Consider the following 15543-nt stretch of genomic DNA (forward strand, 5'->3'; position numbering starts at 1 on the left):
ATCTGCATCATCATTTTTATTTTTCCTGTATATAAATTGGCGGTTGCTCAAATTCCTGCCGAAGCATTTTGTTTTTTAAATGACTAGGAATCCCTAGAGAATAAATTCGAGCTGCCTTAATATCAAGATTTATTTCTTTTTCTTTAAATGAGGCTAGTTTTGAAATAAGGGGGAGACTAAGGTGAGACTTCTTCTTATTTAAGTATTCCCTGCCTATACTGGTCATTCCTAATAGTCTTAGATAAGAGGCTTTTTCCGAGTCTCTCGTCATTTCCTCCTTTTTTGTGTTTGTTAAAATATGAACACATAACCTTTGCAGCCTTGTCCATGTATATCTTTTTGTTTTAATTTGCTGCATAAATTTATGGAAGTTATCGGTTACAAGAGCTGCTGCTTGAAGTCGGTTCTCAAGTCCCTCCTCCATCTCATAAATTTCCCTGAGTTCACTGGGACTAGAATGAATCAAGCGAAATTGAAGGTAGCTCCAATAATTTTCCCATTGGTGAAATCCCTGAAATTGTTGTACATACTCTTTTAATAAAAGTTTTGTTTGCTCTGGTACATATTGATTAATTTCTGTTTGGCTTGCGTTATCTGTAAAAATGGCTTTACGAATACTCGTCGCACTGGCAATTGTTGCAGAAGCAAAATGTTCATCGTGATAGTCAGCGTTTTTTCGAGGGATTGTCATCGGACTGACTGAGCTCTTTTGTCGTTGGATTGCTTTTATGTATTCAAGTCCAAGAATATTATTTGGTTTTGCTAAATCTAAATAATTATTTGCATTAGGCAATTGTTTAAAAGCTAAGGAAAGGGCTTTAGGATAGCTGACACCAGTATCTAAGTGCCATTTGATGTTTTCATTAAATGAGTTTTGCTGATCTTTTAAGTAATCGATAGTTTGAATGAACGAGGATAAATCCCCACTTTCACTGCCAAAACATAGAGAGTCGCAGCCGACTGCATCTAAAATTGACACAGAACCGTTTGCGAACGTTTCCGCTTTTTGAGTAGCGAAGCGATAGGGAAGCTCAAAGACTATATCTACTCCATTAAGCAATGCCATCTTGGTGCGCTGCCATTTGGAAACAAGTGCCGGTTCCCCGCGCTGTAAAAAGTTTCCGCTCATTACTGCAATGACAACATCTGCCTCTGCAGCCTCCTTTGATGCTTGTAAATGAAAGGCATGTCCATTATGAAAAGGGTTGTATTCCACTATTAATCCTACAGATTTCATTTATTTTCTCCCTTTTTTTTTAAAACTACTAACATTATATCAATAATGTAAGGAAACCAATCAAATTATATGATAAGATATTAAAGATGTTTGCAAATAGCTTAACTGGTTAAACTAGTAAAGGAAACCTTTATGAGCGATTGCTTTTTATCACCTGACGGGGTGTAAAGAAAAAACATTGACAAAAAATTTATCGAAGGCTATAATTACCTTTGTTGCCTTGGGGTGATTCAATTGAAATGGACATTAAGTCAATTACAAAAATATCGAAACAAGGATTTTATGATTGATGAGATGGTTCGTGTGGATGAGATCAAACAAGATGATCCAACCATCCGAGAAGTTTCTCCGATGCATATTACTGGTCGGGGAGATATCGATTCAACAAAAGTGACATTCCATTTAAAAATCGAAGGTTACTTAATACTTCCTTGTTCTCGTACTTTAGTGGATGTAAAACTTCCAATTAATGTCGAAACGACTGAAACGTTCCTCTTGCAAGGTTCAGTTTATGAAACTGAGGAGGAAGCATATCAAGTAAATAGTGATGTGATTGATGTAATGCCAATCCTTCGAGAAATTCTTTTACTTGAAGTTCCAATGCAAGTTTTTTGTGACGATGTTAATCATGAAGATGCTGCTCCACAGTCTGGCAAGGATTGGGAAGTTGTTCATCAGGAAGATCAATCTAAAAAAATGGATCCGAGACTTGCTGGTCTCGCAAAGTTTTTTGACGAAAACAATTCTTCTTCCGAATCATAATCGACAAATCTAAGAAGCAAAGTGAAGAACCAGAATTCCTGGCCTTCATTACTTTCTTAATACTCTTTAAGGAGGTGGGAAGAATGGCTGTACCTTTTAGAAGGACTTCTAAAACTGCAAAAAGAAAACGTCGTACTCATTTTAAATTAAACGTACCTGGTATGGTAAGCTGCCCAAACTGTGGTGAAATGAAACTTTCACACCGCGTATGTAAAGCTTGCGGAACATACAAAGGAAAAGACGTAGTGAACGACTAATTTTAAGGTAAGATAGAAAGCACAAGGGTGTTAGAGCCCTTGTGCTTTTGTCGTTTTAAGAAAAATACATACTCTAAATAAGTAATGAAAGGTTGAGATAGATTGTCTTATTCGATTGAAAAACAGGAAAAGGGTTATTTATTATTTACGATTAATAGAAGTGAAAAAAGAAATGCTATTAATTTTGACGTGATGGAAGGCTTAGCTGAGGCGATAAAAAGAGCCTCTGAACCAGATATAAAGGCACTTGTGATTACTGGAAAAGACGATCGGGCTTTTTGTTCGGGAGGAGATTTATCTGTTTTTCATAAGCTTCACACAAAGGAAGAAGCGTACCCAATGCTTTCTAAAATGGCTAATATTCTTTATTCGCTGCTAACATTAGCGGTTCCGACCATGGCTCTCATAAATGGAACAGTGATTGGCGGCGGGTGCGAACTTGCAGCAGCTTGCGACTTTCGTATTGCGCGAGAAGGTATAACGGCAGGGTTTGTACAAGGCAAGCAAGCGATAACAACAGGCTGGGGTGGAGGTTCAATTTTAACAGAAAAGTTCCCAGTCTCAGCTGCTATGAAGCTTTTAATGGAAGCTGAACTGCAAACAGCGTCATATTTAAACGAAATTGGTTTTATAGATGCTTTATATAGGGGTAACTCTCTTAAGGCTTGTGAAGAATACCTTGAGAAAATGTTAACAAATGATCGAAGTGTGCTGAAATCCTATAAAATGCTTTGGGTTAGAAAGTGGGAGGAAACTAAACTCCGTGAAAGAATAGAGGAAGAGGTAAGAAATTGTTCCTTATTGTGGGAAAGTGATGCCCATCATCAATATGTAAAAACTTTTATAGGTAAAAACAATGAATAAAGATTAAAACACCGCTTTTGATTAAGTCTATCTTTTCTAGTAGATGCATATGTATTATAAAAACACTAGGAGGGATGATTTAATGTCACCAACTCGACAAGATGCATGGTCCCAAGACGAAGACTTGTTGCTTGCTGAAGTTGTGTTACGGCACATCCGTGAAGGCGGGACACAGTTGCAAGCGTTTGAGGAAGTAGGGAAGCAGCTTACGCGTACATCTGCAGCCTGTGGGTTTCGCTGGAATTCATTTGTAAGAAAACAATATAAATCAGGGATAGAGCTTGCCAAAAAGCAGCGTAAAGAGTTGAAAAAGCAGCCAGTCTCGAATGAAGTAGAGACTATTCAGGAAGCGGTTAAAGTAGAAAGCGTTCCTTCACCAAAAGGAAATGTGCCAAGCAGCACAATTACGTTTTCGGCTGTTATTCAATTTTTAGAGGGTCTCCATCAAAAAGCGCAAGTTTCATCCGATTTTGAAGCAGACAGGAAGAGGTCTTTTGAAAAAATCAAAGAGTTGGAAAAGAAGGCATTCTATTTAGCTGCAGAAAATGAAAGATTATCCAAAAATTTAAAAGCAATCGAAGAGGATTATCGATCATTAATTGAAATTATGGAAAGAGCTCGAAAAATGGTCGTCCTTCAAGATGAGGACCGACAACAAAAGGTAAAATTTCAAATGGATAAAAACGGTAACCTTGAAAGAGTAGAAAAGTAGAAAAAGCGGACCTAATGTCCGCTTTTTCATTTTTTTTAATTATGATGTTGTGGTTCGACGCCTTTAGGATACCAAACCAATGGATTTTCTCCACGGTCACGCTCCATATCATATTCTACATTGGCAAAGTCCATTTTTTCCCAGAAACTCCTTGATTGAACTCTAGGGTTCGTTTTAATCGGGAGACCAAAGTTCTTCGCAAATTCTACAAGCACTTTGCCATACCCATTACTTTGATAATCAGGCAATACCTCGAGCTTCCATAGTTCTAAGTAATTTTGCGGCGGATAGAAGTAGCGGTCAAATTTTGCATCAATTTGATATAAACTCATTCGTGCTACTAGTTTGTCCCCGAAATAAATTCCATAGAATGGTGAGTCGCTATTGTTATCAACCATATTTGCTTCAAGATCTTCAAGCATAGACAATTCTTGAATCCCATATTCTTTAAACTTTTTAAACTCTTCTAGTGTCTTAAAGTTTACTTTTAGTCTTTCCACTTTAATTGCCATAGTCGACCTCCTAAATATGAAAACATCATAATCTTGTATATATTCATTTGTTCCTGAATAACATGATATGAAATTAATTTTGCATTATGTTATTCAGGAACAAATGAATCACCTTTATTATATAACAAAAACTCAAAAAATTCTTCAAATAAGTTCAGATAGCGTTTTCAAAGATTGCAGGAAATTTAGAAAATGATGAAGAAACATATTAACGGACGTTTTTTGAGGAGGAGAATTATTGAATAATCAATTGTACGAGAACCGTAAAATAATTGAATCCGGCGGACAACCAAAATATCATGAGAAGGCTAAACAACAAAAAAAGCTCTTTGTTCGTGAGCGTCTTCAATTATTGCTTGATGAAGGAAAATACGAAGAAGATGGTAAATTTGCCAATTTTAAGGCTGGTGACCTTCCTGCAGATGGTGTCGTAACAGCGATTGGTAAAATTAAAGGTCAGATTGTCTGTGTCATGGCAAATGATTCAACAATCAAAGCAGGGTCATGGGGAGCAAGAACGGTTGAAAAAATAATCCGTATTCAAGAAGTAGCGGAGAAATTAAAAGTTCCGTTATTTTATCTGGTTGATTCAGCAGGAGCAAGAATAACAGATCAATTAGAAATGTTTCCAAATCGACGAGGTGCGGGAAAAATTTTTTATAATCAAGTGAAGCTTTCCGGGATGATTCCCCAAGTATGTATTCTGTTTGGCCCGTCCGCTGCTGGTGGGGCTTATATCCCTGCATTTTGCGATATTGTTATTATGGTTGATCAAAATGCTTCGATGTATTTGGGATCACCACGTATGGCAGAAAAGGTAATCGGCGAAAAGGTAACGCTTGAGGAAATGGGCGGTGCCAGGATGCATTGTTCTGTCAGCGGCTGTGGAGATGTTCTCACTTATAGTGAGGAAGATGCGATTGAATCAGCAAAAAAGTATATTAGTTTCTTTCCAAGCAGTTTTATAGAAAAACCAAAGATGACTGAAGGCGCAGCAGCGAAACAAGGCCGTGAACTAGAAGCGATCATTCCGGAAAACCAAAACGCACCGTTTGATATGTATGAATGTATTGATAGACTTGTGGACCAAGATAGCTTTTATGAAATTAAAAAATTATTTGCCCCAGAATTGATAACGGGATTAGCTAGAATCGATGGAAGAGCTATTGGAATTATTGCTAATCAGCCAAAAGTAAAAGGCGGCGTTTTGTTTGTTGATTCCGCTGATAAAGCTGCAAAATTTATTCAGCTTTGCGATGCTTTTCATATTCCGCTATTATTTTTGGCAGATGTACCTGGTTTCATGATCGGAACAAAGGTTGAACGTGCAGGAATTATCCGTCATGGGGCAAAATTAATTGCTGCAATGAGCTCAGCAACTGTTCCGAAAATATCGGTAATTGTTAGAAAAGCTTACGGTGCTGGACTATATGCGATGGCAGGTCCCGCTTTTGAACCTGATTGCTGCATCGCGTTGCCGACCGCACAAATTGCCGTTATGGGTCCTGAAGCCGCTGTCAATGCGGTCTATTCAAACAAAATTAATGAAATAACCGACCCGAAAGAAAAAATTGCTTTTGTCCAAGAAAAACAGAAAGAATACAAAGAGCATATCGACATTTACAAGCTTGCTTCAGAGCTTATAATCGATGAAATCGTCGCTCCGTCTGAATTACGAAATATACTTATTCAACGCTTTGCTTACTATGAAACGAAAGAATTAAATTTCAGTGTCCGTAAGCATCCTGTTTACCCCGTATAATTTTATAGACCCTATTTGGCGGTTGTCGGATAGGGTTTATTTTTTCTAATCTTTCTAACAAACTATCGACTGCATCTGATAAAATATGGGTAAAGATGACTAAAAAGAGGGGTTACCATGAGGGTTGGAATTATAGGTGCTGGATCAATTGGCTTATTATTTGCCGCTTATATTAGTAGGGTGTTTGAGGTTACGATATACTGCAGATCAACAGAGCAAACATCTGAGATAAATAAAAATGGAATCGTACTAAAGAAAAAAGGAGAACAAACGATATCCTTTGTACAGGCCCTGCCAATTACAGAGTGGGAGGGAGTAGAGGATATAACAATTATCGCGGTCAAACAGTATCATCTTTATCCAATTATTGAGAAAATAAATCAATTACCGGTAATTCCTAACAATCTATTATTTTTACAGAATGGCATGGGGCATTTAAAGCAGCTTGAAACAATCCCGTTTACTAATATTTATGTGGGATCAGTGGAGCACGGAGCCCTTAAAGAAAATTCATATACTGTATCCCATAATGGTGAAGGTATAACTAATGTGGCTGTTTTCAAGGGAGATACTACACTTTTGAGTGAATTTGTTTTTTCAGCACCAATCGAATTTCCACTTGTTCTCAAAGAGGATTACTTTCAAATGCTGCAAAATAAATTAATTGTCAACGCAGTCATTAATCCATTAACGGCTATTCTTCAGGTTAAAAATGGCGAATTAATAAATAATCAATACTATTTTCATGTATTAAAAAATTTATTTTCCGAAATTTCTACGGTATTAAATTTGAAAAATGCTGAAGTACATCAACTACAAATTATTGATATTTGTAAAAAAACCTCCGAAAACCACTCCTCCATGCTTAGGGATATTGAAGCGAACAAAATGACAGAAATAGATGCAATCCTAGGGTATATTTTAGAAGAAGCACAATTTAAGGAAATGACCGCACCTCAGGTTGAGAACCTTTATTATTTAATAAAAGGGAAAGAAGTGGTAAAGGAGGCGAACTCTTGATTACTTTTCTATCCTCCATAATATCTATTTTATTCACTTTACCATTTTTAGGATTATTCATCGTTTTTTTTATAACAAAACTGGTGACAAAAAATACTCGAAAATCTGTCCACATGTCACTTGATTATACAACGATTTTATTTATTATTTCCGTTCATTTTTTAATTGCTACTATTTGGGGTAAATCACTTTTTTGGTTAATAATACTAATAATGATTTTAATTGCGATGATTTTTGTATTTGTTCATTGGAAGGTAAAAGAAGAAATTGTTTTGAAAAAAGTGATGAAGGGTTTTTGGCGTTTTAATTTTATCCTTTTTCTCCTTGCATACATCACCTTAACGCTATATGGATTAATCCATCGTGCATTAATATTTACCTTTTCCAACTGATTTCAAGCCAAAGTTTTTTTCAAATCCGGTTGGTAGTGGTATACTCTAAAAAGAATGAATTTGGGTAATCAGAAAGGAAGTACATGAATGGAGATTTTAAATCTCTCTTTACCAGCAACAAATCGGTTTGCTTCGAATTATTTGGAACAGTCTACTGAAATCGAGCCTTTTTTTCATTACAGGTATAATGAATTAACCGATGATGCCAAAAGGGTTTCAGAATTAAGTAACCGGTCATTTCCTCGCGTAGAGGTTGCTGAACACATTGAGAGCTTTATGAAGCAGTTTCCATCGTCTGAAGCTGTTATCAAGTCAATTGATAAACTTAAAACAAATAATAGCCTCGTAGTTATTGGTGGTCAGCAGGCAGGGATCCTTACAGGGCCGCTTTATTCAATACATAAAGTCATTTCAATTATTAAATTAGCAGAGCAAAAGGAAGAGCAGCTTGGAGTACCAGTCGTTCCAGTATTTTGGATTGCTGGCGAAGATCATGATTTCCAAGAAGTTAATCATGTGTTTGTGCCAGTTAATCGAAAGGTAGATAAATGGACCTATCCGGAGAGAGTAGTTAATAAGAAAATGGTCTCCGATATTCAGTTAAACAAGGAAAGCTGTCTATCATGGGTTAATAATCTAATTGAGAATTTCGGTGAGACAGAGCATACGAATTCACTATTAGAATTTGCAAAAGAACAAATATCCATATCAACCACCTTTGTCGATTTCTTCGCAAATATTATTATGGAATTGTTCAAGGATTATGGGTTATTAATTGTTGATTCAGGTAACAAAGAGTTTCGGTTGCTGCAGAAAGAATTTTTAAAAAGTCAAATTCTTCACCATGAAGAGATAACAAACAAATTATTGGAACAACAAAGGGAAATTGGAATAAAGGGTTTTCCGATTACGATTGATGCAAGTGAAGAAAATGCCAACCTATTCTACTATGATCAGAAAATGAGTGAACGGATTCTACTTGAGTACGATCGAGGAAATGATCGGTTTGTGGGGAAAAATGGGACCTTGGCATTTACGAGAGAACAATTAGTGGTGCTAGCCGAGGAGAATCCGGCAAATTTAAGCAATAATGTGGTGACGCGTCCGTTAATGCAGGAATGGCTTTTTCCAACTGTTGCTTTCATTGCGGGGCCAGGTGAAATATCATACTGGGCAGAACTCAAACTAGTTTTTGAGCATTTTGATATGAAGATGCCGCCGATCGTTCCCCGTTTGAATATTACCATCCTTGATCGATCGGTGGAAACAGATGTTGCAGAATTGCATCTAAATTTAGCAGAAGTTTTGAGCATTGGAACGGACAAAGGCAGACACCAATTTCTAGAAGCAATAAAAGACAAAGAAGTAGAGTCACTATTTTCAATTACTAAAGACCAATTAGTAAAGCAATATAGACAAATTGAAGCAAAAACAGCTCAGTTAGACCGCGGCCTCCTACCATTATTTAAGAAAAACGAAGGTTACTTATTAAAAGAAATCGATTTCTTGGAAAAGAAACTTGATGAAGCAGTAAGATTAAAGCACGATAATATGATCAAAAAATATGCGCGTGTCGATCTAGCTTTAAGACCTGATGGTTTTCCGCAAGAGAGGGTTTGGAATGTATTTTATTATCTAAATCAATATGGATTGAATTTTATTAATGACTTAATGACAGGAAGATTCGAATTTGATGGAAGGCACAAGGTCATGAAAATATAGAAAAACTTCACTTACATTGTGGAGTTTTTCTTTTTTTTGTAAAAAAATAACATAATGAAACAGGATTATTAAGAAATAACGAGAATAGTTAAAAATAGGTGGTGGAAAGTGGGGGAATGTGGTACATTTTTAATAGAAAGTGGGGGTCATGGGTATGTTCATGGGTGAATACCATCACAGCATTGATAATAAAGGCCGCATGATTGTGCCCTCCAAATTCCGTGATGAGCTTGGTGAAATGTTCATTATCACACGTGGATTGGATCAATGTTTATTTGGTTACCCCATATCAGAGTGGGAGCTTATTGAAGAAAAGTTAAAAGGCTTACCTCTGACAAAAAAAGATGCCCGTGCTTTTACTCGCTTCTTCTTTTCTGGAGCAACAGAGAGTGAACTTGATAAGCAAGGAAGAATTAATATCCCAGCACCACTATTGCAATATGCAAAGCTAGAAAAAGAATGTGTAATTTTGGGTGTTTCCAATCGAATTGAAATTTGGAGCAAACAGATTTGGGAAGACTATTTTTCACAGTCTGAAGAATCTTTTGCGGAAATTGCAGAAAATATGATTGGCTTTGATATATAATGGATAAATTATGTTAATATATTTTCTGTTATATATCGTTCGATTGGAAAAGGTGGTTACTACATGTTTGAACATACAACTGTGTTGTTAAAGGAAGCTGTTGATGGATTAAATATTAAGTCAGATGGTATTTATGTTGATTGTACTTTGGGTGGGGCGGGACACAGTTCCTTGATTCTTTCGAAACTCGGAGCCCGAGGTAAACTATTTGCATTTGACCAGGATGAAACAGCTATTGCACATGCTAAAGAGAAGTTGGCACAATATGGAGACCGATTAGAGATAATAAAAAGCAATTTCTTATATTTAAAAGAAGAGCTTAATGATCGAGGAATTGCTAAAGTTGACGGGGTCCTATACGATCTTGGGGTATCCTCACCACAATTGGATACACCAGAAAGAGGTTTTAGCTATCATCATGATGCACCACTCGATATGAGGATGGATAATGATGCTGATGTTTCTGCCTATGATGTGATTAATCATTGGGCATATGAAGACTTAGTTCGCATCTTTTTTCGCTATGGCGAAGAAAAATTCTCTAAACAAATAGCACGTAAAATTGAAGCGGCAAGACTTGCAAAACCAATTGAAACAACGGCAGAATTAGTTGAATTGATTAAGGATGCTATTCCAGCACCTGCTAGAAGAAAAGGTGGACATCCTGCAAAGCGAGTTTTTCAAGCAGTAAGAATTGCTGTAAATGATGAATTAGCTGTGTTTGAAAAATCGATAAATCAAGCAATTGACTTATTAAACCCAGAGGGAAGAATAAGTGTTATTACCTTTCATTCTCTAGAGGACAGGATTTGCAAGGCAGCCCTTAAGAAAGCAAGTGAAACCCCTAATTTACCTCCAGGTTTACCAATCATTCCAGATGAGTATAAACCGATCTTAAAGCTAATCTCACGGAAACCAATTCTTCCATCTGAAGAAGAATTAGAACAAAACAATCGTGCCCGATCTGCAAAGCTCCGTATTGCAGAAAAATTATAAAAAATATCATGACCTAGGCAGTGGTGGTAGAAAATGAATAAAATCTGGAGGGGAAGCGTTTGAGTAATCTTGCCAGGAAGTATTTAGAGCAGCAACAAACAGAGCAGAAAGTCCAAAAAAAAGGTCAAGTAATTATCAAAAAATCCTGGCTTACACCAGGAGAAAAAATAATTGGATTAGCCTTTGCTGGATTTGTATGTTTTGGGTCGATTCACATTATTTCGAACCAATCTAAAATTTACGAGGTAAATAAGGACATCCAGGTTATTGAAGCAAAGGTGTCCGAACAACAGAAGGTAAATAGTGATTTACAGGTTCAGGTAAGCGAATTAAGTGCATATGACCGAATTTATCAAAAGGCTAAGGAAATGGGCCTTATTAAAAATGAAAATAATGTCAAGGTAGTGCATTAAAATGAACAAGAAACAACCATATATGAATGCAGGAGCAGCCATTTTATTTGGAATATTTGGCTTGCTCTTTTTTGTATTACTCTTCAGGTATTTTTCGATTCAAATCTCTGGAGAAGTAGACGGGCAGCCTCTTGCTGCGAAAGCTCAAGAGAAATATAGCAGGGAAGGGAATTTGGCGGCCTTAAGGGGCGATATCTTTGATCGGAATGGTGAGGTAATTGCAGAAGATACCAATGCATATACCTTGATTGCTATTTTAGATAAGAAGATGACGACAAATCCCAAAAAGCCACAACACGTAAAAAATTTAGACAAAACAGCAAAAGAATTAGCAAAGTACTTGGAAATGGATCAATCAGAAATTTATAGTATATTATCCAAAGGGAAAGAAAATAAGAAATTCCAGGTTGAGTTTGGCAAGGCGGGCAGAGATATTACTCACCAAACAAAGAGAAAGATTGAAGAACTTAAGCTTCCAGGAATTACATTTATTCGGGATTCGAAACGCTTTTACCCAAACGGAGTTTTTGCTTCACATTTAGTTGGGTATGCAGACCGGATTGAGCAAAAGGATAAAACGATTAAATCAATTGGGAAAATGGGAATCGAGAAAATTCTAAATGATGAATTAACAGGAAAAAATGGCAAATTAAATTTTGAGAGTGATTTGTGGGGCTATATACTTCCGGACAAGAAGGAAAAAATTACTCCTGCTCAAAATGGGAATGATGTCTATTTGACCATAGACCAAAAAATTCAAACCTTTTTAGAAGATGCTATGAACAAGGTAGATAAGGAATATAAACCTCAAAAAATTATTGCGATTGTAGCCGATCCGAAAACAGGAGAAATATTAGCGATGGGGCAACGGCCATCCTTCCATCCAATAACAAAAGAAGGAATTGATAAAGGCTGGCATAATGAGGCTATTGAAACCTCATTTGAACCTGGATCGACAATGAAAATATTTACACTTGCAGCAGCGGTGCAAGAAAAGGTTTTTAATCCGAATGAAACCTATCAATCTGGTTCCTATCAAGTTACCAAAAAGGATAAAGCAATTCATGACCATAATTACTCCGGCTGGGGGACCATCACCTATCTTGAGGGTGTTCAACGTTCATCAAACGTTGCATTTGCGAAGATTGCGAAGGAGAAGTTGGGTTTTGAAAAGTTTAGAGAATATTTAACAAAATTTGGTTTTGATAAACCTACGGGCATTGATCTTCCTGATGAAACCTCAGGAAAGATTCAGTTTACTTATCCGATTGAAAAAATTACTACTGCATACGGGCAGGGAACGGCAATTACACCGATTCAACAAATTCAAGCGGCAACAGCGATAGCTAATGACGGGAAAATGATAAAGCCGCATGTTGTCAAAAAAATTGTCAATCATGACACAGGAGAAACGATTAAATCAACGACTCCTGAGGTCGTTTCAACTCCTATATCAAAAGAGACTGCCAAACAGGTTCGTGATATCCTTGAAACCGTTGTTACTTCACCTAAAGGAACGGGTGGCCGTTACAAAATTGATGGCTACAGTGTCGCTGGTAAAACGGGGACAGCTAATATCCCAGGACCGAACGGAAGATATTTACAAGGGGCGGATAACTATATGTTTTCGTTTCTAGGCATGGCCCCTAAGGATGATCCCAAGTTGATTGTATATGTTGCTGTTCAGCAGCCTGATCTTGATGGAACCGGCTTAGGTGCCCTTCCTGTCTCGGCTATTTTTAATCCTGTCATGAAAAACAGCTTGCAATATTTAAATATCCAACCTTCTAAGAGTCAAAAAGCACAATTAAATAAACTATCAGATTTTATTGGGAAGTCGGTCGAGGCAACAGAAAAAGAACTAAAGGCAAAAGACATTGAAACCGTTGTAATAGGCAACGGAACAAAAGTTGTCAGACAACTACCAGAGTCAGGTACGACTGTTTTAGAGGGGGAAAAGGTAATCATCCAAACAAATGGAGATAAACTGGCCCCAGATATGACAGGCTGGTCACTTAGAGATGTAATGAAAGTAGCCAATATTGCTGGCTTAAAACTGAATTCAAAGGGACAAGGCTATGTAACTCATCAAAATATCAAACAAAAAACGATTATGCGAAACGGTGATTTCTTAATAGTTGATTTAAAAACGCCTGAAGAACAGTGGACTCATGAAAATCAGGCTAATTCAAATGGTCAAGACCAATCAGAAGAAACCATTGAAGACATAGTCCAAGATTAAACGTTAATCCCGCTTACTAGAGCGGGATTTTCTCTTATTTATTAACGTTAGTCGGCGTTCTAATAAAAAAAGTACAAGCATATAAATGAACGATAGAAAAAGGAGGGTCGTTCAAAATATGCGAGTTTCAAATGTAACTGTCCGTAAACGATTAATGATAGCTCTATTCGTTGGTATTCTAACCTTCTTAATTATTGATGTGCGGCTTGGATATGTTCAATTTGTTTTGGGTGATTGGTTGACTGCAGGAGCAAAAGACTCTTGGAGCCGTAATATCCCTTTCGAACCTGAACGAGGAGAAATTGTAGACCGTAATGGGGTGCCGTTGGCAACGAATATAAGTACCCCCACTGTTTGGGTAGTCCCAAGACAAATAAAGGACCCGGCAACAACCGCGGAAAAGCTGGCCTCCGTTTTAAATATGTCAAAAGAAAAGGCATACCGGGATATCACCTTAAAGGAGAGAATTGTTCGTATAAAGGAAGGCAGAAAAATTTCTCATGAAAAGGCTAAGGAAATCAGATCCCTGGGTCTTGAAGGGGTCTATATTGGGGAAGACTCCAAGCGTCATTATCCCATGGGGAGTTATCTCTCACATGTACTTGGGTTTGCAGGAGTGGACAACCAGGGGTTGATGGGACTAGAACAATATTATGATAAAGAGCTAAGTGGTGAACGGGGCTCAGTTAAGTTCTATGCGAATGCTAAAGGTGAAAGAATGAACGATATGGCAGATGATTATGAGCAGCCGATCAACGGTCTCGATTTGAAGCTGACAATCGATTCAAAGATACAAACCATTGTCGAAAGAGAACTAGATATTGCTGAGGCAAAATACAATCCAGATGGTATTATCGCCATTGCTATGAACCCAAATAGTGGTGAAATTCTAGCGATGTCCAGCAGACCAACTTTTGATCCTGCTAATTTCCGGAATGTACCCCAAGAGGTCTATAATCGGAACCTGCCAGTTTGGTCAACCTATGAACCTGGTTCAACTTTTAAAATTATTACCCTTGCTGCAGCATTGAATGAAGGAAAAGTTAACTTGGAAAAGGAACATTTCCATGATTCTGGGTCGGTTCAAGTAGCAGGTGCAAGGTTAAAATGCTGGAAACGGGGCGGGCATGGTGATCAAACATTTTTAGAGGTTGTTGAAAACTCGTGTAACCCTGGATTTGTTGAATTAGGTGAACGACTAGGAAAAGAAAAGCTTTTTAAATATGTTAAGGATTTTGGATTTGGGCAGAAAACTGGAATTGATTTACAAGGTGAAGGAACAGGGATTTTATTTAATTTGAACCGAGTAGGTCCTGTTGAACAGGCCACAACTGCTTTTGGACAAGGAGTATCTGTAACACCGATCCAGCAGGTAACCGCAGTGTCAGCAGCGGTCAATGGCGGAATATTATACAAGCCGTTCATTGCGAAAGAGTTAATTGATCCTGTAACCAAAGAGATTGTAATGAGGAATTCTCCAGTTGAAAAAAGAAGAGTAATTTCCGAGAAGACTTCAAAGGAAATCCGCCATGCACTTGAAAGTGTAGTGGCCCAAGGGACAGGTGGCAGGGCATTTGTTGATGGCTATCGTGTGGGTGGAAAAACAGGGACTGCGCAAAAAGCACAAAACGGCAGATACTTAGAAAATAACTTTATTGTTTCTTTTATGGGCTTTGCCCCTGCTGATGACCCACAGATTGTCGTTTATGTTGCTGTTGATAACCCAAAAGGAGTTACGGCATTTGGGGGAACCATTACCGCTCCAATTGTAGGTAATATTATGAAGGATAGTATGAAAGCAATGGGGGTTGAGCCGAGAAAGGATCAAATTGAAAAAGAACTAAAATGGCCAGATACTCCTTTAATAAAACTTCCTGATTTTACCGGTTTAACAAAAATGGAGTTAATGGATCAGCTTATTAACTTAAAGGTAGATGCCAGCGGGGAGGGAGATGAGGTTATTAGGCAATCTCCTGTAGCCGGAACCAAAGTGAAGGAAGGGTCAAAAATTAGGCTTTATTTTGGTAAAGAAGAATAACTCGAGTTGGATTTCTTATTGTTAGGGC

At 37.5% G+C, this 15543-nt stretch carries 15 protein-coding genes; 13 read left to right on the forward strand and 2 right to left on the reverse strand.

Annotated features, from left to right (window positions below):
• Positions 1 to 16: 16 nt before the first annotated feature.
• Positions 17 to 1237 carry a nucleotidyltransferase gene (locus tag ACSU6B_RS20165; protein WP_410888073.1) on the reverse strand — a complete coding sequence of 407 codons (1221 nt, stop codon included), beginning with the start codon at positions 1235 to 1237 and terminating at the stop codon, positions 17 to 19.
• 234 nt (positions 1238 to 1471) lie between these two features.
• Here ACSU6B_RS20165 and ACSU6B_RS20170 point away from each other — a divergent pair, with 234 nt between their 5' ends.
• The 4 genes from ACSU6B_RS20170 to ACSU6B_RS20185 all read left to right on the forward strand — a co-directional run bounded on the left by ACSU6B_RS20170 (position 1472) and on the right by ACSU6B_RS20185 (position 3832).
• A complete protein-coding gene (locus tag ACSU6B_RS20170; RefSeq protein WP_410888075.1) occupies positions 1472 to 1999 on the forward strand; it encodes a YceD family protein in 528 nt (175 codons plus the stop codon).
• A gap of 83 nt (positions 2000 to 2082) precedes the next feature.
• A complete protein-coding gene (rpmF, locus tag ACSU6B_RS20175; protein WP_026566356.1) occupies positions 2083 to 2256 on the forward strand; it encodes a 50S ribosomal protein L32 in 174 nt (57 codons plus the stop codon).
• Positions 2257 to 2358: 102 nt separating this feature from the next.
• Entirely contained in the window at positions 2359 to 3120 is a 762-nt protein-coding gene (locus tag ACSU6B_RS20180) for an enoyl-CoA hydratase/isomerase family protein (RefSeq protein ID WP_410888077.1), read from the forward strand.
• Positions 3121 to 3202: 82 nt separating this feature from the next.
• Positions 3203 to 3832, forward strand: coding sequence for an RsfA family transcriptional regulator (locus tag ACSU6B_RS20185; protein ID WP_410888079.1), 630 nt, complete (start codon positions 3203 to 3205; stop codon positions 3830 to 3832).
• A 35-nt stretch (positions 3833 to 3867) separates the two neighbouring features.
• Here ACSU6B_RS20185 and ACSU6B_RS20190 read toward each other — a convergent pair whose 3' ends face one another.
• Positions 3868 to 4344 carry an N-acetyltransferase gene (locus tag ACSU6B_RS20190; RefSeq protein WP_410888081.1) on the reverse strand — a complete coding sequence of 159 codons (477 nt, stop codon included), beginning with the start codon at positions 4342 to 4344 and terminating at the stop codon, positions 3868 to 3870.
• A 238-nt stretch (positions 4345 to 4582) separates the two neighbouring features.
• Here ACSU6B_RS20190 and ACSU6B_RS20195 point away from each other — a divergent pair, with 238 nt between their 5' ends.
• From ACSU6B_RS20195 to ACSU6B_RS20235, 9 genes are all read left to right on the forward strand, one after another.
• A complete protein-coding gene (locus ACSU6B_RS20195) occupies positions 4583 to 6106 on the forward strand; it encodes an acyl-CoA carboxylase subunit beta (protein ID WP_410888083.1) in 1524 nt (507 codons plus the stop codon).
• Between the two features lie 117 nt (positions 6107 to 6223).
• Positions 6224 to 7126: a 2-dehydropantoate 2-reductase gene (locus ACSU6B_RS20200; RefSeq protein WP_410888085.1), complete on the forward strand. Its 903-nt coding sequence runs from the start codon at positions 6224 to 6226 to the stop codon at positions 7124 to 7126.
• On the forward strand, positions 7123 to 7518 hold the full coding sequence (locus ACSU6B_RS20205; RefSeq protein WP_215000229.1) for a DUF3397 domain-containing protein: 396 nt from the start codon (positions 7123 to 7125) through the stop codon (positions 7516 to 7518). The genes ACSU6B_RS20200 and ACSU6B_RS20205 overlap by 4 nt, the downstream gene beginning before the upstream one ends.
• An 87-nt stretch (positions 7519 to 7605) precedes the next feature.
• The gene (bshC, locus tag ACSU6B_RS20210) at positions 7606 to 9240 is read left to right on the forward strand and encodes a bacillithiol biosynthesis cysteine-adding enzyme BshC (protein WP_410888087.1); all 1635 of its coding nucleotides are present in this window, start codon (positions 7606 to 7608) and stop codon (positions 9238 to 9240) included.
• A 154-nt stretch (positions 9241 to 9394) separates the two neighbouring features.
• Complete coding sequence (mraZ, locus tag ACSU6B_RS20215; protein ID WP_066252575.1) at positions 9395 to 9826, forward strand: division/cell wall cluster transcriptional repressor MraZ; 432 nt, start codon at positions 9395 to 9397, stop codon at positions 9824 to 9826.
• A gap of 63 nt (positions 9827 to 9889) precedes the next feature.
• Positions 9890 to 10822, forward strand: a complete 933-nt coding sequence (gene rsmH, locus ACSU6B_RS20220) for a 16S rRNA (cytosine(1402)-N(4))-methyltransferase RsmH (protein ID WP_214715958.1) — start codon at positions 9890 to 9892, stop codon at positions 10820 to 10822.
• Between the two features lie 59 nt (positions 10823 to 10881).
• The gene (ftsL, locus tag ACSU6B_RS20225) at positions 10882 to 11235 is read left to right on the forward strand and encodes a cell division protein FtsL (protein ID WP_410888089.1); all 354 of its coding nucleotides are present in this window, start codon (positions 10882 to 10884) and stop codon (positions 11233 to 11235) included.
• Position 11236: 1 nt separating this feature from the next.
• On the forward strand, positions 11237 to 13477 hold the full coding sequence (locus ACSU6B_RS20230) for a penicillin-binding protein (protein WP_410888091.1): 2241 nt from the start codon (positions 11237 to 11239) through the stop codon (positions 13475 to 13477).
• 118 nt (positions 13478 to 13595) lie between these two features.
• Positions 13596 to 15515, forward strand: a complete 1920-nt coding sequence (locus ACSU6B_RS20235) for a stage V sporulation protein D (protein ID WP_215000237.1) — start codon at positions 13596 to 13598, stop codon at positions 15513 to 15515.
• The last annotated feature ends 28 nt before the right edge of the window (positions 15516 to 15543 follow it).

It is taken from the genome of Neobacillus sp. C211 (genome assembly GCF_051842875.1).
GTDB lineage: Bacteria > Bacillota > Bacilli > Bacillales > Cytobacillaceae > Neobacillus.

Bases quoted from the DNA above. Each gene is read 5' to 3' on its own strand.
- ACSU6B_RS20185 (WP_410888079.1), top strand. From the start codon at position 3,203: ATGTCACCAACTCGACAAGATGCATGGTCCCAAGACGAAGACTTGTTG.
- ACSU6B_RS20235 (WP_215000237.1), top strand. From the start codon at position 13,596: ATGCGAGTTTCAAATGTAACTGTCCGTAAACGATTAATGATAGCTCTA.
- rsmH (WP_214715958.1), top strand. From the start codon at position 9,890: ATGTTTGAACATACAACTGTGTTGTTAAAGGAAGCTGTTGATGGATTA.
- ACSU6B_RS20230 (WP_410888091.1), top strand. From the start codon at position 11,237: ATGAACAAGAAACAACCATATATGAATGCAGGAGCAGCCATTTTATTT.
- bshC (WP_410888087.1), top strand. From the start codon at position 7,606: ATGGAGATTTTAAATCTCTCTTTACCAGCAACAAATCGGTTTGCTTCG.
- mraZ (WP_066252575.1), top strand. From the start codon at position 9,395: ATGTTCATGGGTGAATACCATCACAGCATTGATAATAAAGGCCGCATG.
- ACSU6B_RS20200 (WP_410888085.1), top strand. From the start codon at position 6,224: ATGAGGGTTGGAATTATAGGTGCTGGATCAATTGGCTTATTATTTGCC.
- ACSU6B_RS20190 (WP_410888081.1), bottom strand. From the start codon at position 4,344: ATGGCAATTAAAGTGGAAAGACTAAAAGTAAACTTTAAGACACTAGAA.
- rpmF (WP_026566356.1), top strand. From the start codon at position 2,083: ATGGCTGTACCTTTTAGAAGGACTTCTAAAACTGCAAAAAGAAAACGT.
- ACSU6B_RS20165 (WP_410888073.1), bottom strand. From the start codon at position 1,237: ATGAAATCTGTAGGATTAATAGTGGAATACAACCCTTTTCATAATGGA.